19 protein-coding genes are annotated in these 19,456 nt (G+C 64.2%); 4 read left to right on the top strand and 15 right to left on the bottom strand.

The annotated features are described in order from the left end of the window. Positions 1-662 precede the first annotated feature (662 nt). Together BM43_RS02675 and BM43_RS02670 are read right to left on the bottom strand one after the other, a co-directional pair. Positions 663-968 carry an H-NS histone family protein gene (locus tag BM43_RS02675; protein ID WP_013689587.1) on the bottom strand — a complete coding sequence of 102 codons (306 nt, stop codon included), beginning with the start codon at positions 966-968 and terminating at the stop codon, positions 663-665. 122 nt (positions 969-1,090) lie between these two features. Next, positions 1,091-1,417 carry a flagellar transcriptional regulator FlhD gene (locus tag BM43_RS02670; protein ID WP_230676347.1) on the bottom strand — a complete coding sequence of 109 codons (327 nt, stop codon included), beginning with the start codon at positions 1,415-1,417 and terminating at the stop codon, positions 1,091-1,093. A gap of 246 nt (positions 1,418-1,663) precedes the next feature. Between BM43_RS02670 and galU the strand changes: the two genes are divergently transcribed. The 4 genes from galU to BM43_RS02650 all read left to right on the top strand — a co-directional run bounded on the left by galU (position 1,664) and on the right by BM43_RS02650 (position 5,882). After that, positions 1,664-2,548 (top strand): UTP--glucose-1-phosphate uridylyltransferase GalU, encoded by an 885-nt coding sequence (gene galU, locus BM43_RS02665; protein ID WP_013689585.1) that lies wholly within the window; start codon positions 1,664-1,666, stop codon positions 2,546-2,548. 13 nt (positions 2,549-2,561) lie between these two features. After that, complete coding sequence (locus BM43_RS02660; RefSeq protein ID WP_036054082.1) at positions 2,562-3,155, top strand: phosphatase PAP2 family protein; 594 nt, start codon at positions 2,562-2,564, stop codon at positions 3,153-3,155. Between the two features lie 334 nt (positions 3,156-3,489). Continuing rightward, on the top strand, positions 3,490-4,683 hold the full coding sequence (locus BM43_RS02655; protein ID WP_036054083.1) for a hypothetical protein: 1,194 nt from the start codon (positions 3,490-3,492) through the stop codon (positions 4,681-4,683). A gap of 62 nt (positions 4,684-4,745) precedes the next feature. Beyond that, positions 4,746-5,882, top strand: a complete 1,137-nt coding sequence (locus tag BM43_RS02650) for a sialidase family protein (protein ID WP_036056902.1) — start codon at positions 4,746-4,748, stop codon at positions 5,880-5,882. A gap of 62 nt (positions 5,883-5,944) precedes the next feature. On the opposite strand, the gene BM43_RS02645 is transcribed toward BM43_RS02650, so the two are convergent. The 13 genes from BM43_RS02645 to BM43_RS02585 form a co-directional block, all read right to left on the bottom strand. Further along, entirely contained in the window at positions 5,945-6,880 is a 936-nt protein-coding gene (locus tag BM43_RS02645; RefSeq protein WP_036054084.1) for a KpsF/GutQ family sugar-phosphate isomerase, read from the bottom strand. Then, positions 6,858-7,664, bottom strand: a complete 807-nt coding sequence (gene kdsB, locus BM43_RS02640) for a 3-deoxy-manno-octulosonate cytidylyltransferase (protein WP_036054086.1) — start codon at positions 7,662-7,664, stop codon at positions 6,858-6,860. The genes BM43_RS02645 and kdsB overlap by 23 nt, the downstream gene beginning before the upstream one ends. Then, positions 7,648-8,199 (bottom strand): KdsC family phosphatase, encoded by a 552-nt coding sequence (locus BM43_RS02635; RefSeq protein ID WP_036054088.1) that lies wholly within the window; start codon positions 8,197-8,199, stop codon positions 7,648-7,650. The genes kdsB and BM43_RS02635 overlap by 17 nt, the downstream gene beginning before the upstream one ends. Further along, positions 8,196-9,041, bottom strand: coding sequence for a 3-deoxy-8-phosphooctulonate synthase (gene kdsA / locus BM43_RS02630; protein WP_036054090.1), 846 nt, complete (start codon positions 9,039-9,041; stop codon positions 8,196-8,198). The genes BM43_RS02635 and kdsA overlap by 4 nt, the downstream gene beginning before the upstream one ends. A gap of 63 nt (positions 9,042-9,104) precedes the next feature. After that, positions 9,105-10,187, bottom strand: a complete 1,083-nt coding sequence (locus tag BM43_RS02625; RefSeq protein ID WP_036054093.1) for a glycosyltransferase — start codon at positions 10,185-10,187, stop codon at positions 9,105-9,107. A gap of 55 nt (positions 10,188-10,242) precedes the next feature. Then, on the bottom strand, positions 10,243-11,217 hold the full coding sequence (locus tag BM43_RS02620; RefSeq protein WP_036054096.1) for a glycosyltransferase: 975 nt from the start codon (positions 11,215-11,217) through the stop codon (positions 10,243-10,245). After that, positions 11,214-11,744, bottom strand: a complete 531-nt coding sequence (locus BM43_RS02615; protein ID WP_013689575.1) for a serine O-acetyltransferase — start codon at positions 11,742-11,744, stop codon at positions 11,214-11,216. Before BM43_RS02615 ends, BM43_RS02620 begins: the two co-directional genes overlap by 4 nt. Further along, positions 11,741-12,946, bottom strand: a complete 1,206-nt coding sequence (locus BM43_RS02610) for a capsular polysaccharide export protein, LipB/KpsS family (protein ID WP_036054099.1) — start codon at positions 12,944-12,946, stop codon at positions 11,741-11,743. The genes BM43_RS02615 and BM43_RS02610 overlap by 4 nt, the downstream gene beginning before the upstream one ends. Before the next feature lie 28 nt (positions 12,947-12,974). Then, the gene (locus BM43_RS02605) at positions 12,975-14,207 is read right to left on the bottom strand and encodes a lipopolysaccharide biosynthesis protein (protein ID WP_036054101.1); all 1,233 of its coding nucleotides are present in this window, start codon (positions 14,205-14,207) and stop codon (positions 12,975-12,977) included. Positions 14,208-14,273: 66 nt separating this feature from the next. Then, on the bottom strand, positions 14,274-16,511 hold the full coding sequence (locus tag BM43_RS02600) for a polysaccharide biosynthesis tyrosine autokinase (RefSeq protein WP_036054104.1): 2,238 nt from the start codon (positions 16,509-16,511) through the stop codon (positions 14,274-14,276). A gap of 52 nt (positions 16,512-16,563) precedes the next feature. Then, entirely contained in the window at positions 16,564-16,998 is a 435-nt protein-coding gene (locus BM43_RS02595) for a low molecular weight protein-tyrosine-phosphatase (RefSeq protein ID WP_017917789.1), read from the bottom strand. Continuing rightward, positions 16,995-18,164 (bottom strand): polysaccharide biosynthesis/export family protein, encoded by a 1,170-nt coding sequence (locus BM43_RS02590; RefSeq protein ID WP_036054108.1) that lies wholly within the window; start codon positions 18,162-18,164, stop codon positions 16,995-16,997. Before BM43_RS02590 ends, BM43_RS02595 begins: the two co-directional genes overlap by 4 nt. Before the next feature lie 64 nt (positions 18,165-18,228). Next, positions 18,229-19,290: a sugar transferase gene (locus BM43_RS02585; protein WP_036054109.1), complete on the bottom strand. Its 1,062-nt coding sequence runs from the start codon at positions 19,288-19,290 to the stop codon at positions 18,229-18,231. Positions 19,291-19,456: the final 166 nt, after the last annotated feature.

Raw genomic sequence — 19,456 nt, 5'->3', positions numbered from 1 at the left:
ATGTACCGGCCCCGTCGATTTGCCACGCAACCTATGCAATGCCGGAATTGGCCTCGGCTCGCATGGTTTCGGCATCCAGCGCCCTTCTCCACCAGTCGAAATTCGATCGAAATGCCATTGATCAATGAATACGACAGGCGCGATCTTATGTCGGTCAAAAAGTTGACGCGCGTGGAAAATAATTGATCCGGTGACGCGGCGCGATACGGTAGCCGCTGAACGGTTTGGGCTTCATGACCTGTCAAAACCGGCAGGGAACAGTGGAAGGGATTTCGGCATCTCCCCTCGGAACGCGCGGCTTGCCCGCGTGCAAGCGGCCATTCAGGCGCGGGGAATGTTCAGCACGATTTCGTCTTTCAATTGCCCGATTGAATTTTTCAAACTCCCGCTATCGAGCCTCGTGCCGACCCGAAGGCCGGTATTGTCGAACGGCTATTGACCATAGCCGAGATGAAATATGCACGAGGGCCCGGATCACCCGGCATGGCGACATGCAACGCGTATAGCGAGGGCAAACAAGCTGAGTTGAACTGACGGGTCATACATCGCCAAGATGCAGCGAGGCGACGTGCTCGCGCGGTGCGCCATGCACATGCGTTCATGCAGGCCTGCCCACGCGGCGACGGCTGTATTCCGCTGCCTCCCATTGCGCCGCCACGCGTTCAGCCGGTGCTGGCCTTGATCAGGAAAAGTTCGCGACGACCACCCTTGATCCAGCGAGGCTCGCGACCACGGCCACTCCATGTCGCGCCGGTCTCGGGATCGCGATACCGGGGCATCGAGGCACGCTTTCGCCGCATCGCCTTCGAGGCGCGGTGCGGGCCGAATATCTGTCCGGACGTCAGGCCGTATTCGGCCACCCGGGCACGAACCTCATGGATGACAGTCTCGAGTTCGGCGAGCCGGGCTTCCTCGACGCGCTTCATCAATTCGTCGGCTTGTGCCTTCAATTCGCGATAACCGGACATGCGGCCTCTCCATGTTTCATGAAGTGTCAAAGGACGGAACAGATACGTCGACAGCAAGATGGCAGGGATGCGATCCCTTGAACGACGTGCGAAGCACCCGCCAAGGCAAAATCGGAAACGGATCATCCGCGTCCAGGAATATTCTCGACGCGGATTTCGCAACACAGCTCGGTGGAGGCCGCGTGCTCGTCGATCTGCTCCGGCGTCATGGCGACGATCCACGCGGCAACCTCGTCCGTGACACCCAGTTGACGCTTGCCCTGTTCGCGGTCGGCGCGCAATATGCGCTGTGCGAGCAAGAGGTACGCGCGGTTGAATGCCGTGATTGCGTCGACGATATCGCCCTGACCGTTCATGATTGCTCCCGAGCCGACGGCGACCTTGCATGCGGCGCCGGTCTGACCGTCCTGTATTGAATGCCCGAGTCTATGGCACGCGATCGGCGTCATGCCGACAATTCCTAGACGGCATCCGACATTCGCGGCATCGGCGATGGCGATTCGTGATCAGCGATTTCCCACTGTCGGATTGAGCCTAGATTCGGTCACTCCCCGAAACCGATACCTCCGTACGATTTTCGGACGGGGTGCAGAACCATAAGCGCGAGCGGCGCGGCATCGGCCAGCGACAACCGCATCGTCGCCTCTCCTCCGAAATGTCGATGTCCTACTCTGAACGGATGGAGTCCGAAAACCATGTTGAAAGTGACAAAAGCCGTATTTCCGGTCGCCGGCCTCGGCACGCGATTCCTGCCCGCCACCAAGGCCAGCCCGAAGGAAATGCTGCCGGTCGTGGACAAGCCGCTGGTTCAATATGCGGTCGAGGAAGCGATCAACGCGGGTATCACGGAGATGATTTTCGTGACCGGTCGCAGCAAGCGCGCCATCGAGGATCACTTCGACAAATCCTACGAAATCGAGGCGGAGCTCGAAGCGCGCGGGAAGGAAAAGCTGCTGTCGCTGGTTCGCAGCATCAAGCCGAGTCATGTCGATTGCTTCTACGTGCGCCAGGCGGAGGCATTGGGACTCGGTCATGCGGTGCTGTGCGCGGAGAAGCTGGTCGGCAACCAACCCTTCGCGGTCATGCTGGCCGACGACCTCCTCGACGGCCCCACACCCGTATTGCGCCAGATGATCGACGTGTTCGATCACTATCACGCGTCGGTAATCGGCGTGGAGGAAATCGCGCCCGAGGCATCGAGCTCGTACGGCGTGATCGAGGGCAAGCGCTGGGAGGACAACCTGTTCAAGCTGTCGGGGATCGTCGAGAAGCCGGAGCCGGCCAAGGCACCGTCCAATCTGGGCGTGGTGGGCCGCTACGTACTGAAGCCGAAGGTGTTCGAGCATCTACGCGCGCTGCGGCCCGGTTCCGGCGGCGAACTGCAATTGACCGACGCGATCCAGTCGCTGCTCGCCCACGAGCAGGTACTCGCCCACCGCTACGAAGGAACGCGCTTCGATTGCGGCAGCAAGCTCGGATACCTGAAGGCGACGGTCGAGTTCGCGCTGCGGCACCCCGAATTGGCTGCGGATTTCGAAGACTATCTCGCCGCGCGGATGGCGCTGCAACCGGCCGTTTAACCGGGAAGTCGGCATGAACCCGATGACGTGGGGCATGGTCAGCGACCTCGGCGATGCGGCGATGACCTTGCCTCTGGCCATCGTTTGCCTCGCGTGGTTGACGTGTTCGACCACCGGGCGGGATCAGGCGATCACTTGGGCGCTGATGCTCGCGGCTGGAATGGTCTCGGTTGGCGTCACCAAGATGCTGTACGCGGGCTGCGGGGTCCAGATTCGCTCGATCGATTTCCGCGTGATCAGCGGGCACACGATGCTCGCGTCCGCGGTGTGGCCGATGGCTTGCGTGCTCGCGCTGAACGGCGATGCACGATCGGGGGCGGGCGTGTCGCTCGGGCTGGGGCTCGGCGCGCTGATCGGTATTTCACGCGTGATCGACGGCGCGCACACACCGTCGGAAGTCATCGCTGGCTGGCTGGTCGGCTCGACGATTGCGCTGGCCTTCGCATCGCGGCATGGAGCGCCGCGCCTGAATGTCCGGAATCGCACGCTGATCGCGGGTTCGCTGTTGGCGGTATCGGCCCTCGCCTATGGTCGTCACGCACCGATTCAGGCGGCGATCGAGCTGTATTCTCCGTTCCTGTGCGGGCGCTTCGCACTGCCGCCCTGAGCGCCGCCGTCGCGCAAGAGCACACATCGCAAGGCCGCTCGACGCAATTCGGCATGGCTCGAGCGGCCATCCCGCGCCGCTGCGCGGCGCCGACCCTGCCGGAAACGACGGAATACCGTCCTGATCAGACAACGCCCCTCGCCCGGCCTTTCGGGCCACTATGCTCGGTCCTCGGAACCGCTTCCTCGAAAGCGACGAAGCGGTTCCGCTTGCGCGTCGGCGCGCAAGCCAGCCCTGCCCGCCAGGCACCTTGCCCGCGCGGCCCGGCTTCTCGCCGCGCGGTGCCGGAACCGCCTGCACGCAGTGAATCCGCAGTCTCCGATCGGGCGCATGCATGTCGACCTTGCTCTTTTCCGCCAGCGTGGTGTTTTTCTCGCTCAACGCCTTCAGCGTGCGCGCAAGCTTCGCCGCGTATTTCCTGCTCTGCACGCTCGCCTTCCTGCGCGCACCCACGCTGATGAACCACCAGCGACAACTGTTTCCGGCTTGTGCATACTGGCTGGCCAGCACCTCCCTCGCCTTCATCCTGTCGGCATTTGGCGATTTCTACGTCAACTTCTTCATCAAATTCGTGCTGATCCAGGCGTATATCGCGCTGAGCTACTGGATGTTCGCCGCCGGCGCGCTCACGCGGTCATCACTCGACACGGCATGCCGCGCGCTCATCTACATCCACGCCGCCTTCTTCACCTTCCAGCTCGTCTATTACCTCGCGACCGGCTCCTTCATCGACTTCGACAGCTATGTCCGCGAAGCCGATTCCGAGGCACTCTATGCGACCAAGGCGCTGAGCGACAGCTTGATTTCCATCCGCGCGCTGGGCCTGTATTCCGAACCGTCGTTCTATGCGATGACGGTCGTGCCGGGCGCGGTGCTGCTCCTGCTGTCGCAGCGACGCATCACACTCGCGCCCATCGTCGGCTTCGCCACCGCCTTGCTCAGTTTCTCCGTGGCATCGATGGCGGTCTGCGCGGCGCTCTGTGGACTGCACATGCTCGCCGGGCGCGGGCGGCTGCGGACCCGGCTCGCCGTCCTGGCCGTCGCACTGGCGTGCGTGCCCTGGCTCTACAGCGTCTATGACCAACGGGTCAACCAATCCGTCGACTACGATTCGGTCGGCAGTCGTACGCTGGTGTTGACCGAGCTGACCGAGCGCGACGCCGTCGCGAACGTGTTCGGTGGCGGCCTGTTCTGGGACGAGCGCAACAACGTCGGGAAGACTCACCTGCGCGGCTACCAGGTGCGGGACAGTTCGTTCTACATCTACCTAGTGTTCGCCAGCGGCGTGCTGGGTTGCGTCGTGTTCTTCGGCACGCTGCTCGCCCTGTTTGGCCGCAAGGGCCGGCGCAAATACCTGCTCTACCTGCTGCCGATCCTGCTGTTCAAGTATCACGTGCTTTATGGCATGCTCTGGCTCACCATCCTGCTGTTCCTCGTGCTGGCCGAGCAGAGCGAGCCTCGTCGGTGCGCTCTCGCCCGCCCCGTCGTCCATCCATCCGGGCGCACCCCGCTCGCGCAGCTCACATGACATCGATCCGAGCCGCCTCGACATGGCGCGCGGCGAAACAGGCACTCATCGCGGCGCTGTGCATGAACTACGCCGTGATGGCCGCGCACGCCGCCCCCGTACCCGCACCGCCCGGCGAGGTCATCGCGCACAGCCCGGCCGCCACGCGTGTGTACCTCGGCTCCCCGTCGCTGGCCGTGCTACCGAACGGCGACTATGTCGCCAGCTTCGACACGTTCGGCCCGGCGGCGCCGCAAGACCGGGTTTCGGTGTTCAGGTCGCGCGACAAGGGCTTGACCTGGTCGAGGCTAGGCGATGTGCCGGACCAATACTGGTCGTCGCTGTTCGTGCTGAACGGCGCCCTCTACCTGATGGGCACCAACCGCGCGATGGGCACGCCGTCGATTCGCCGGTCCGACAACGGCGGCGCATCCTGGACCACGCCGGTCGACGCGTCCACCGGGCTGCTGTCCCGGGCGGGGCGCTTCATCACCGGCCCGATTCCCGTACTCGCCGATCACGGGCGTGTCTGGCGTGCATACGAAAGCGTCGAGGACGGTGACCTGCGTGCGCTGGTGATGTCCGCGCCCCTCGATCGTGATCTGCTCGATGCGCGCAACTGGCGCGTGTCCGCGCATCTGCCGTCGGACAAACGCTGGCTGGACGGCAAGTTCCTGTCGTGGGAAGAAGGCAACATGGTGGGCCGGCAGCACGACACTCCCGTCGTCATGCTGCGGGTGAACACCGCAAACGGCCGGGAAAAGGCCGCGCTGGTGGCGACCCGCGACGAAGGCCGCACTCTGTCGTTCGACCCGGCGCGCGATTTTGTCGACTTGCCCGGTGCCGGGAAGAAATTCACGATCCGCTTCGACCCGCAATCGAAGCGATACTGGACCATCACGAACGCGGTGCCAGACAGTGCCGGGCGCGTCAATCTCGAGCGCATCCGCAACACGCTGGTTCTGCTGTCATCGCCCGATCTACGGCAGTGGACCGCGCACCGCCTCCTGCTGCAGCACGAGGACATGAAGCGGCACGGCTTCCAGTACGCCGACTGGCAGTTCGACGGCAGCGACATCATCGCCGTGCTGCGCGTCGCGTTCGACGACCAGGAAGGCGGCGCGGCGAGCCAGCACGACTCGAATTTCATCACCTTCCTGCGTGTGCGCCAGTTCCGTCAAAACACCGACAGCCAGGCCCTGACGCAAAACCTGCAGTAAGCCTGGCCGGCGCCAGGCGCGACTCGCGGGTGCCTGGCGAGGTGCGTGGACATCGAGCCCGCCTATTTCTTGAACACACCGACGACCTCGCAGCCGTCGATCACCAGCAAGGCACCGATGCCCTGCTGCTGCATCAGCAGCAGGGCATCCTCGATCCGCGTGCCGGGCCGCACGGTGGACGGGGCGATGGACATCATGTCCGCCGCCGTGCGACGCAACACAGCATCGCCATGCCGCTCGATCGCCCGACGAATATCGCCGTCGGTCACGATGCCCCATCCCGGCACGCGCCTCACTATCGCAAGCCCGAGCCGGCCGTGCGTCATCGCATCCAGCACGTCCAGCGTCGGGGTGTCCTCGTTCACGAACGGCAGGTTCTCGCGATTCATTTCATCGTCGACCGTGCACAGCAGCCGGCGGCCGAGCGAGCCCCCCGGATGGAAGCGTGCGAAGTGTTCCGGCTGGAAGCCCCGCGCGCGCATCAGCGTCACCGCCAGCGCATCGCCCATCGCGAGCGTCGCCGTGGTCGACGCGGTCGGCGCGAGCTGCAGCGGGCAGGCCTCGCGTTCCACGCCGACGTCCAGGTGAACGCGCGCGGCGCGTGCAAGCGTCGACGCGGAGTTGCCGGTCAGCGCGATCAGCACGTTTCCATTGCCGCGCAGGAATGGAATCAGCTTGATCACCTCGTCGGTTTCGCCGGAATTGGAAATCGCGAGAAACACGTCACCCGGCGTCACCATGCCCAGGTCCCCGTGGTAGGCCTCGCCAGGGTGCATGAAGAAGGCGGGCGTACCGGTGCTCGACAGCGTCGCGGCAATCTTCCTGCCGACGATGCCGGACTTGCCCATCCCACACACGACAACGCGGCCGTTCGACGCCAGGATGAGCTCGACTGCCTGCTCGAAACTCGCGTCGAGACGGGCGGCCACGCCGGCCAACGCCCTCGATTCGATATCGAAGACCTGCCGCGCGGATTCAAGATGGTTCTGTCTCGTCATGAACTTGTCGTTTGAGAAGGGAGACGACACGAGCCACGTCGTCGGATGTATCGACGCCGGCGGGCGGCGCGTCGGGCCAGCGCATCACGTCGATCCGCATGCCCAGCCAGAGCGCGCGCAACTGCTCCAGCTTCTCCAGTTGCTCCGGCTCGCATGGCGCGGCGCTCGCCAGTGCCTGCAAGGCAGCGTTCGAGTAGGCATAGAGGCCGACATGGCGGATCAATGCTCCGCCCTCGGGACCGGCCGCCTGGGTCGGCCGACCGTCGCGACAGAAGGGTATGGCCGCTCGCGAGAAGTACAGCGCCCGGCCAAGCTGATCGACGACGAGCTTGACGATGCTCGGCTCGTCGAGCAGCGCGATATCGCCGATCGGGCATGCCACCGTCGCGACACCGAGTTTCGGCGCCGCAAGGCAAAAATCGGCAAACGCCTTCAGAAGCGCGATCGGCACGAGCGGTTCGTCGCCCTGCACGTTAAGCAATACGTCGCTGTCGAGCCAGCCGAATTCACGCGCGACCTCCGCGGCGCGATCGGTGCCGGATGCATGACCGGGATCCGTCATGGCGAAACGGATGCCACGCGCGGCCAGCACATCGGCCACGCGCGCGTCGTCGATCGCAACCACGATGTCGGCATCCGGCAGCGCTTGGCGCACGCGCGCATGGACGCGGACGATCATCGGCTCGCCGTTCAGATCGACGAGCGGCTTGCCGGGAAGTCGCGTCGAGCCGTAGCGAGCCGGAATCACGACGCGCGCCGTCCGGCCGCTATTGAACGATGGCATGGCCGCTCCATTGCGCGAGCAAAGGTCGGTACGCGTCATCGAGCGAGAGCCCGGCACCCCCAAGCAGATGCTCCGCCACCTCGCGCGCGACGCCACGGCCGCCGGCCGTGCGCGCGACATGGTCGACACGCGCGCACACCAGCCGATGCGCATCGGCTGGCGCATACGATACGCCGACACGCTCGATGACAGGCAGGTCATTCACGTCATCGCCGACATACGCGATCTCGTGATCCTCGATTCGATATCGCGCCTTGATATCCGCATAACCGACATCCTTGTCGACGCAGCCGGTCACGACCACGTCGACGCCCAGCTGCCGAGCCCTCCAAGCCAACGCGTCGCTGTGCCTGCCCGACAGGACACCGGTGCGAATCCCATGTGCGCGCAGCAGCGCGATCGCCACGCCATCGTGCACGTGAAAGCTCTTCATGAACTCCCCCTCGGCCGTCACGTGGAGCAAGCCGTCGGTCAGCACGCCATCGACGTCGAACAGCACCAGGCTCACCGTCCCCCGATACATGGCGCCGCTCATCGAATCTCGAGCGGCGCGAGCCGCTTGACCAGGTCGTCGACCGCCTTCACCTGCTGCAGGAACGCATCGAGAAGCGCGAGCGGCAATGCGCTCGGTCCGTCGCAGCGCGCCCTGTCGGGATCCGGGTGCGCCTCGAGGAACAACCCCGCCAGCCCGATCGCCATCCCGGCACGCGCGAGATCGAGCACCTGGCGGCGCCGACCGCCCGATGCGGCACCGTGCGGATCGCGCATCTGGAGACTGTGCGTGACGTCGAAGATCACCGGACAATCGCCCGTCGAATCGCGCATCTGGCGAAAACCCAGCATGTCGACGACGAGGTTGTCGTAACCGAACGAGGTGCCACGCTCGCAGAGGATCAGCTTCTCATTGCCGGCCTCGCGGCACTTCGACACGACATGCCCGATCTGCGTCGGGCTCATGAACTGCGGCTTCTTGATGTTGACGACATTGCCGGTCCGCGCGATCGCGACCACGAGGTCGGTCTGGCGCGCGAGAAACGCCGGCACCTGCAGCACGTCGGCCACCTGTGACACCGGCACGGCCTGCCACACCTCGTGCACGTCGGTGATCACCGGCACGCGGAACCGGTGCTTGACTTCGTCGAGAACCTTGAGTCCCTCGTCGAAGCCAAGGCCTCGGTAGGAGTGGATCGACGAGCGGTTGGCCTTGTCGAAGGACGCCTTGAACACCAGCGGAATGCCGAGACGACGCGTCACCTCGACGAACGCATTGCAGACCTCGAGCGTGAAGTCCAGGCTTTCGACCACGTTGAGTCCGCCGAACAGGACGAAGGGCAAGTCATTACCGACGCTGACGTCGGGCGTGATAAGGATATTCACACGGTTCTCCACAAAATAGAGGCGACGATGCGCATGCCGCGCGAGCGCCGCCGGACGTCGTTGTCAGCGAGCCGCACCCGCCGCGTAGAGCGGCGCCAGCTCTCCGAAAAAGCGGTCTTCGCCGTAGCGATGACGCGCCTCCCGGAGCGCCAGGCGGGTCAGCTCGCGACGCAGCGCCATGTCGCCGGCGAGGCGTTCGAGCCACGCGACCGCATCCGCGGCACTCGCATAGATCAGGCCGGTCTGCAGATGGCGCACCACGTCCACGTTGCCGGCGCAGTCGGACACCACGACGGGACGCTCGGCCAGCATCGCCTCGATGACCGATACGGGCATGCCTTCCCAAGACGATGTCGACAGATACACGTCCGCGCGTTCGAGGCGCCTTGCCACCTCGTCGTGGGGCAGCCAGCCGGTTATCTCGACGCCTGCATCGGCAAGCCTTGCCTTCGCGGCCTCGTCGCCATCGCCAATCCAAACGAAGCGCGTCCCGCGCGCGCGCATGCGATGGGCGATCCGCGCGAATAACTCGGGATTCTTCTGCACGCGGATCCCGCCGACGGTCACCACACACGCGATTTCATTCACCGGTTGCCTGACGTGCCCCGGACTCGCGGACGACGGCACGCAGCTCACCGCGTTCTCGACCACCACCACGGGCTGGCGAAGCCATGCACGGATCGCCCTCCCCTCGCTTTCCGAGCACGCCACATAAAGGCATTTACGAACGCTCGCGATCCATTCGAGGCCGACGAATACCAGGCGCCTCAAGCCGGAGATGTCGCGCCGCATGAACGAGATGCAGTGCGGGCTATAAAAGAACGCCGCGTTCGGCAAGGCGAACAGCGTCGACAATCGTCCAAGGAACCCGGCGAACGACGAATGCAGATGGACGACGTCCGGCTCGATCTCGTTGAGCGCCGCACGCAATTGCACGACGGTTCGCAGCAAGCCCGCTTCCTTCATCTGGACATGATGCAGCGATACCCGCGCATCGAACATCGCGGCGAGCTCGGGCGGCGTGTTCGGGCGGAGCGAGTAGACGATATGCACCTTGTGGCCTTCACGCGCCAGGCGATTCGCGATCAGGCGCACCATCGACAATGTGCCCGTCGCGCTGGATTCAACTATGTGGACGATCTTCATCGGGATCCGGATTCCATGAGGTAACGGCCGTCGCGCAACAACGGCGGATGGCGACTCAGACACAGGAACGGCGCCCCGCTGCCGCATCGATATGGGCGAGCACCCCCGACCTCTCGATGACACGCCCCCATTCGAGCGATCTCATCGCGGCCGGGTCGGGACGAACCGCGCGGATTCTCGACACTGGAAACAATTCGTCGAAGATCGTCTCGCCGGTGAAGTGGCATTGCACGCCCAACTCATTCGCAGTGCGAATATTCGATGGCGCGTCGTTACACACTATCTTCTTGCCCAGAGATGCATATTCGAGTAGCTTCGTGGGCGTCTGGAAGCAATGTGGCCGGTGATATGGAAAGAAGCAGACCGCATATTCACTGTCGCGGACGATGCGCATCGCGTCGGGCTGCGGTACGCGCCCGACGAAACGGATACCCGGCGTGTCGGCGAATTCCGTCCGGATTCCTGGCTCCGGCGCGCCAACCAGGACCAGCGTGTCCGACGCATCGCGCCGTGCGTCGCGGTACGCGGCCAGCACCCGGTGAAAGCCGCGCTCGCGGCTCATTTCGCCGATATAGCAGAACCGTGCGGAAGGTGCGCGCCCGGTGTCGCGCCCGCTCGATCCGGCGGCATCGACATGAGCGTCGGCCGGATCGAAGAGCCAGTCCGGAACACCCATCGGCAACAACAGTTCGCTCACGCCGTCGCGAAACGCCATCGCGGTGCGCATCCGTTCGTTTTGAAATATGCGCAGGTCGGGCCGCACGTTCAGCACGCGCTTCACCCGATCCTTCACGGCGGCCAGCCGGCCCACCGACAGCGACCGATAATCGTGGATCACGAACCGTGCGGGCGGCAGCACGCGATAGAAACCCATGATGCACCACAGGATGCAGGCATGCCGACCTGGAAAGCGCGTATATGCGTCGAGATCGCCTTCAAGCACCTCGAAGCCATGTACTCTCAGGCGATCACCGTAGGCGGCGATCTCCGGATAGTTCGCCTTGCCGGGATGCAGAATGAACACCTTCATTTCGGTTCCTGTTCTTTATCGAGAATACGTGCCGGCACGCCGACCGCTACCCTGCCGGCAGGCACGTCGCGAAGCACCACGGCGCCGGCACCGATGCGCGCCCGGTCGCCGATGTGAATCGAGCCAAGCGCGACACTGTGCACGCCGAACTCGACGTGATCGCCGATCGTCGGCACCCCGCCGATCGAGCCGTTCCTGTCGATGGTGTTGCCGATGGTCACACCGTGCCGCAACGTGCAGTAATCGCCGAGCACCGCGTAGCCGTTGATTACCAGCCCGGTGCCGTGATGGATCGTGAGCCCCTTGCCGATCTTCGTCTTCACCGGAATCTCGATGCCCATCAGCCAGTCACACAGCACGATGTAGAGCAGGATCAACGGCGCGCCGGCCAGCAGCGTAAACCGGCTCCGGCACGCGAGGTAATGCACGACGCGGTAGAAGATCACCACCGCGCGCGGCTTCATGAACATATTGCGGCGGCAGTCTTCGATGATTGCCTCGGCGGTCTGTCGCAACGTGACGCTCATGTCGGTGCCGCCCTTTCGAACACGCGCCTGGCCGCGTGGGCGGGGACGCGATCGGTGCCGAAGTAGTCGATGTCGTCGATCAGGAACGAATGGATGTACCTGAGCAGCCGATGGCGATCGAATTCCTTGTAGAAACAACGGCCCAGCGACACCACGCGCTTTCCGTACAGCATCGCCTCCAGTCCGACCGTCGAATTGATCGTGACGACGGCTTGCGCATGTCGGAGTAGTTCCGTGGTCGGCGATGTGACGATCTCGAAGTGATAGGTTTCCCACAAGCGCAGGATTGCCTCGATCTCGTTCTCGTCGGTCTCGGCCGGATGCGGTTTCACGAACAGGTCGGCCCCTTCGTGCATCGCGAATTCGGACGCGTGGCGGATTGCGTCGAGATTGTCGACATCGGAGTGCAGCTTGATCTGCGTGTCGCCGGAAACCTGCAGAGGCAGAAACACATAGCGGCGGGTCCGCAGCGTATCGGGCGACATATGGGTCGCCTGACGCGGCACGCGAATCGCGTTGCGCGCGCGCACGCTGGTCAGGCGCCGGCGCGCGACGCCTCGGCTCACCGACTTCAACAGGTAATTGGCCGCGGAGGCCGCCTTGCGCGCGAATGATGTGCTTGCCTGCGGCAACGGCATGCGCTTATAGCGCTCATAAGTCGACAGCCAACGTGCATGCGTGTCCTCGTCGGGCAAAGGCAGCCGATCGATGAGTGCCGGATTGCGACTGATGGTCGACAGCGCGTTGACGCCCAGGGCGTCGACGAACAGCTTGCCCGGCAGATTCGAGATCTCCATGAAGCAGGTCGCGATGCCGTAAGCCTCGCACGCCTGCCGCACCGCGCGACACACCAGTTGCTGCCCGTTCCACATCACGCACTGCTCGACCCGCGAACTGCACAGGAATTTCGAGGCGATGTGGAAGATCGAAGCCGCCTCCCGCTTGGCTCGCGCCTCGCCGATCTGCCCGTTCAGCACCTCGATCGACGACGAGTAAGGCATGCGGTCGACATAAGCGCTGTCGGGCACCTCGATCGGCATCATCCGGTTCAGGTACACCGAACGGTAACCGCCCAGCAGCAAACCGAGGTGCGCGAGCGGTTCGCTGGTCAGGAAGGCGAACCGGTATTCGTGCCGGACCGCGCCTATCAGGCGAGTGGCGAAGTAGTAGCGCTCGAGGGAATCGATGACGATCAGGATCATGATGAGTTCGTTCTTCGCATCAGCAAGGTCACGCCGGCGCCCGTGACGGGGGAAGGCTCGTATCGAGGACCCGGTACGTCAGCCCGATCCCGACCACCATCAGCGCTGCGCCGGTCAGGGAAAAGATCCGTATGCTCGCCGGGGCCGACAGGTTCGATATCCACGCGATGCACAGCGCGCCGGCGAGACACCCGCCGCAGCTCAGTTGGAACAGGAAATCGATGCGCTGCGCCTGGGTCGCGAGGAAGACCTGGGATAGCGGCACGTAGATCAGCTGCATCATGAACAGCGGCATCAGGATGTAATAGAACCCGACAGCGCCTCGCCACCCTTCGCCGAAGAACAGGTCGACGAGCGGCGCGAACAGCGACAGTCCGCCGACCATGTACACCGCGGCGAGTACCATGAGCGCGCGAGCATAGGTCCAGTACACGCGCGGAACCGCTGTCCGCGCATCCGCGCGCGCCATGGCTCCGATCGCGTCGCGCCGGAACACGCCGCCGACGCTCTGCGCGATCAGCGACACCGGAAAGAAGCCGAATCGGTACGCAGCCGCGAAGTTGCCGGCGCTCTGCGCATCGAACCAGTGCGGGATCGCGATCGACAGCGCGTAGGTCAACACGGACGCACACAAGGTCGACGGCAGGACATACAACGCGAACCGGCGGTTCCGCATGAAGAACTCGCGCGACAGCCGAAACGAATACCCCGAGCGATAGCCGGACAACAGGATCGCCACGATCATCACGCCCGACACCGACGCGTTCACCCATGCATATATCGCGAATGCGTCGATCTGCACGCAAGCGCGGCAGGCGAGCGACAGCAGAAGACCAACGAGAAACGCGCCGTTGACCACCACGCGCGACAAGGCAATCGATCCGTAGCGCCGCATGCTGTTCAGGTAGGACCCGGCAGCCAGTTGCACGAACATGGCCAACGCATAGACCGCGACGATACGGAGCTCGCCGCCGCCGGCGACAAGGATCGCGACGCCGAGCAACGAGATCACGACCAGACTCAGCGCCGTCACGTGGACGAACGCGTTGAACGACACTGCCGGCACGTCGTCGACGCACGCGAGTTCATAGCGGAAAGCCAGTAGCGTGCCAGCGAAGGTCGCGAGCGCCAGCAGGTAGTTGAACTCGCCGAGCGAGGCCGGCCCGAACCATCGTCCGATCAGGAAGATGCAAAAAAATAGTGCGATCTGCCCGATCACCACGCCGGCGAGCGACACGATCGAATCCCGCGCATTGATCATCGCGCCTCCATGCATGCAGCCCGAGCCGCCACGCGGAGCGGAACGCCAACCTCGACGGCAGACGCCTCACGCATCTTGAGTCCCATATTCGTAGGGGATATAGCGATAACCGCCGTATTTCGACCCGTATCCATACTGTCCGAGCCGCGGGTTGACGCCATTGAAGACGATGCCGTTCAGGCGAACGCCGTTCTGCGCGAAACGCTTGGCGGATTCGCCGATCTCACCGAGTTTCGTTTTGCCAGCCATCGTGACGAGCAGTGCCGTCCCGGCCAGCGCGCCGAGAATGCCGGTATCGGGCACCGCGAGTACCGGCGCCGAGTCGATCACGACGATGTCGTAACGAGAAGACAAATCGCCCAGTCGTGTCGCGAGACTGGGGTTGAGCAGCAATTCGCCGGGGTTCTTTGGCATGGTCCCGGCCGAGATGAAATCGATGCCCTCGATCACGTCGCGACGAACGACATCGTCCACGCACGCGCTGCCTTCGACCAGATCCGTGAAACCGCGGCCGCGCGGCACGCCGAGATAGTCATGCAGGCAGCCCTTGCGGATATCGCCGTCGATCAGCAGCACGCGCTTGCCGGCGCCCGCCATGAGGACCGCGAGGTTCGACGACACGAAGGTCTTCCCCACATTCGGCGCCGGCCCGGCGATCAGCACGATGTCGTTCTTCGCCTCGAGCATCGCGAACTGCAGCGCCGTGCGCAGGCTGCGCAGGCACTCGACGGCCGGATCTCCCGGGAAGGCGATCGACAGTATCGATTGGTGGCCCCGCTTGCGCGCGGCTTCCTGGGCCAGCTCGCGCTGATGCTCGCTGTTCGGGACGGTGGCGTATACCGCGAGGCCGAGACGACGTTCGATCTCGTTGTGATCGGAGATGCCATGAAACAGCATCGAGCGCACGATCGCGGTGCCGCATCCGGCGAGCAACCCGAGCAGCAGGGACGCCAGCGCGACCAGCACCTTCTTCGGTCGCACCGCCACTTCCGGCACCGCCGCCGTATCGACCAGACGCACATTGCCGACCTTGCCCGCCTGGACGAGCTGCAATTGCTGCATATTGTTCAGCAAGGCCGTATAGAGATCGGTGTTGACCTTCGCATCCAGCATCAAGCGCACAGTTTCCTGCTGAAGGTCCGGCAGGCGCCGGATCTGCTGCTCGGCCTCACCGCGGTAGGCGCCCAACGCGGCGATCTGCTCGTCGATCGCGACGACGCTGGGATGCCGCGCCGTGAATCGCGACATCAGCTCCTGGCGCTTTTGCTGCAGTTCGAGCAGGCGCGTCCTCGCATCGGCGGTCTGCGCCAGCGCGAGCTTCGCTTCCTCGCTGAGATCGACCGTGCCTCGTTCGTTGCGCAGCTTCGTCAGGCGCGCCTCGGAATCAGCCAGTTGCTGCTTGAGCTGCGGCAGCTGTGCGGTCAGGAATTCGAGCGACTGCGCGGCTTCCGCCGATTTCCGCTCGATGTTCTGCCGCACATACTGTCGACCGATCTCGTTCATCGTGTCGCTGACCCATTTCGGATCGGTGTCCTGCAAGCTCGCGACGACGACGTCCGACTGCTTGACGCGTTCCTGCACATTGAGGCGGTCACGGATGTCCTCCACCGTCTTTAACCGCGAGTTGCGCACCAGGAGGAAGGCGGCGCCCGGTTTCGCCGTGACGGACGCGATCTGCAGCACGATCGGGCCGCGCGGCGAGGGAAAATGCTCGAGCTTGCCGACCGTTCCCTCGACCGCCGCGTCGAGGTCTCCGCCTTCGAGCCGGTAGCGCCCGCCGGCGAGGGCCGTCAGCGTGAACGTGTCCCCTTCGTTCCTGATGGGCACGTCGAAGCGCGCCACGTCGATTTGCTCGGCCCCCCATGCATAGCCACCAAAGCCGGCCAGCCCGGGATCGGACAGGCCATCGTGATGGCGAGCGATCCAGTCGCCGATCAGCGGAAAGCGCTTGGGCGATACGTCGATGAACAGCTTGAGCTTGTCGACCGCGCGTTCGACGACCAGTCGAGACGCGAGAATCTGCTCCTCGGCGGCGGCCGAGGACTTGACGTCGAATAGCGCCGAGACGTCGCTCAGCAGCGACTTGGCGGCCGAGGTGTCGGGGCTGTCCTCGACCTGGACCATGATGTTGGCCTCGAATACGGGCTTGCTGAAAATCGCATAGGAGAGGCCGGCGAAGAGCACGACGCAAGTAATGCTCGCGATCAGCCAGCGGCTTTCCAGCAGGATGTCGAGCACCGCGACGAAGTCGGTCTCGCTGCCGTCTTCGGTGGTGTGCTGCGACGGGGCTGGGGCTTGGATCATGGCAACGATGGAAGGCTTATGGGGTTGACGTGGCGCACCGATCATCGGCGCGTCAAACGATACGAAGGCGCCTCGACCACTCCGACACGCCGAGCTCGATCAATCGCGCACAGCGTTCGAATACGAATCTGGGCTGGCGGTACGGATCGTGCACGTCGAAATCCGTGTGTTCGCCGAGACGAAACACGCGTCCCCGTACAAACGGGAACCGGCTCTCGAGCGACAGGCGCTGGCCACGGGCCATCACGAGGATCAAGTCGGCGTCGGCGCACAAGCAGCGGCCGATCTGCTGCGCGCGATGCGTCGACACGTCGAGGCCGCGCATGCGCATCACCTCCTGCGCGTAGGGCGAGGCCGGCATGCCGACCAGCGCGTTCAGACCGGCGGATGCGACGCGACGCCCGGGCACCGCCTGACGCAGCATCGCTTCGGCCATCGGACTGCGGCAGATGTTGCCCTCGCAGACGACCAGGATGGAGTCCATCATTTGGTGGCGATCGCCGTGGTCAGCCCGGCGTTGATGGCCGGCAGCAACAGGCTGAGTACACGGCTGAAGCGCACGAGAGCGTTGCCGTCGACATACACGATGTCCTTGGGTTTCAACTGGAACTGATTGGCCAGCACCATCGCGACCGGCGAATGGGCGTCGAGATGGAAGACCTGCGGCTGCTCGCCCTGCATCCCGCGTACCACATAGAGCTGCGCGGCGTCGGCCGTGTTCGCATTCAGGCTGCCGGCCTGCGCGATGGCATCGCTCAGCGTCAGTCGTCCATTGCGCATCGGCAGCGCCGTCACGGGCTTGTTGACTTCGCCCATCACGAACACGCCGCTGTCGTCACGCGACAGCACCCGGACGAGATCGCCGTCGCGCAGTACGATCTTCGACGGATTGCGCCCCTGCTCGGCCATTTCGACCAGGTCGACGCGGCGCTCGATGCCGTCACGCACCAGCACGATGCGGCTCTGGTCCGCTGTCGACGAGAAGCCGCCGGCCCGACCGATCGCGTCGTAAATCGTCATCGGAATATCGTTCAAGGCTTGCGAGCCGGGCGCATGCACCTCGCCCTCGATATACACCTGCTTCGCACGGAACGATGCGATACGCACCGTGACCTGCGGATCATTGAACGTCTTGTCGAGACGTCGCGCGAGCTGCGCCTGCACCTGCTCGACCGTCGAACCGGCAACCGGAAACCGGCCCGCAAAGGGAAATTGCAGCGTGCCGTCCTGGTCGACCACGAATCCCGGCGGCGCATCGGCAGTCCTCGCCATGGCCTGTGGCGACGCACCCTGCGCGAGCGCAAGCTCGGGATGGTCCCAGACGGTGATCTGCAGCACATCGCCTCGACCAATGGTGTAGGCCTCCGGGGACGCGACGATATCCGGGGCAACGCCGCGTCCATTACGTTCAATCTCGTGCATGCGCCGGATCAAGGACAAGTCGATGTTAGTGACCGGAATCGGCAGCGCGGCACGATGGTCCGGCGTCGTACCGCTTTCCAGCGGGATCGACACCGGCTGCTGCATGCTCATGCCGGGCGCGACACCGCAGGCGCCTAGCCACGCACAGAGCGGCAGGATCATCACGAGCCGGCCCCATGATCGATACGGCCTGCGTCCGTGTGCCAACCCCGTTTGATGCAACCTCTGCATTACCACCTCGCACTTTTCAATTTGGAACGACATCGGCCGCCTCGAGGTTCGGGCGCGATGGCAACTAATACGCCCCCGAACCTCGCACCACGACACGAAGTGTCCGAAGCAGGATTCCCATGTCCAGACGCAGCGACCAATCGCGCACGTAGGCCACGTCGAGCGACACGCGTGTCGAGTAATCGGTGTCGTTGCGGCCGCTGACCTGCCAGAGACCAGTCATTCCGGGCTTCGCCATCAGGTAATAGCGCACGTCGCCGCCATAGCGCTTCAGTTCCGCCTCGACGATAGGACGGGGGCCCACCAGGCTCATCTCGCCTTTCAGCACGTTCAATAGTTGCGGCAGTTCGTCGAGACTCGTCTTGCGGAGCAGGCGACCGATCGGGGTGATGCGCACATCGTTCTTCAGCTTGAATTCGCGGTCCCATTCCGCACGGGCGTTGGCGTCGCGTTCCAGCAGCGTCTTGAGCGCCACATCGGCGTTCGTCACCATCGAGCGAAACTTCAGGCACTTGAACCGTCTGCCGTCACGGCCGACCCGCTCGTGCCCGAAGATCGCCGGCCCGCGATCGCGTCGTACGGCCCAGGCGATGCCCAGCAATACCGGGGCGAGCACCACGAGCAACACCGACGCGCCGACCAGGTCGAAGCCGCGCTTGAGCATCCGCTTGAAGCGTCCGGCCGCGCGGTGGCCGCGCATATCGGTGTGGGCGATCGCCGCCGCGCGCACCTGCCTGCTCCCGTGCGCGATGATCCCGAAGATCGCCAGGGTCAGCGCGCGAAACGCTATCAAGCCGATCCCGCTGGCAAGCGTCCAGTACACGAACCATTCGCTCGACAGCACGTGCACGCGATGCAGCAGGTACAGCAGCGCGGTACTGATGCCCTGCACGACGACCCACGCCATGCCGGTCCGGCCGAGCAGGCGCAGCACCGAGCGCCTGCGAGCCGGCTCGTAGATGCCGCATGCGGGAAATACCGACAACGCCAGCGCGGCGGCAAAGGCGACGAGTCCACCATCGAACAGGGTCCCGCGCGCTCCATTGGTGGCATCGATCAAGGCAGGAATGAACGCGCCCAGCACAATCAGCCCGACATCGGTCGCACGGTTTATCAACGCATTCATTGATATGAACTCCTAATTCATCATCCAACGGCCGTTGACGCTGCAGCAGCCGCATCATGCGCGGCACGACGTTCGTCAGGGGCAGGCATTCGAACTCGCCGCGACCGTACCTCGCGATGCCGGTTGCTCGATGTTTCCGCAGCGCATCATATTCGCCGCGCCCCAT

Origin of the sequence: Burkholderia gladioli, assembly GCF_000959725.1 — a bacterium.
GTDB classification, from domain to species: domain Bacteria; phylum Pseudomonadota; class Gammaproteobacteria; order Burkholderiales; family Burkholderiaceae; genus Burkholderia; species Burkholderia gladioli.
This window is presented reverse-complemented; position numbering and strand designations above follow the sequence as displayed.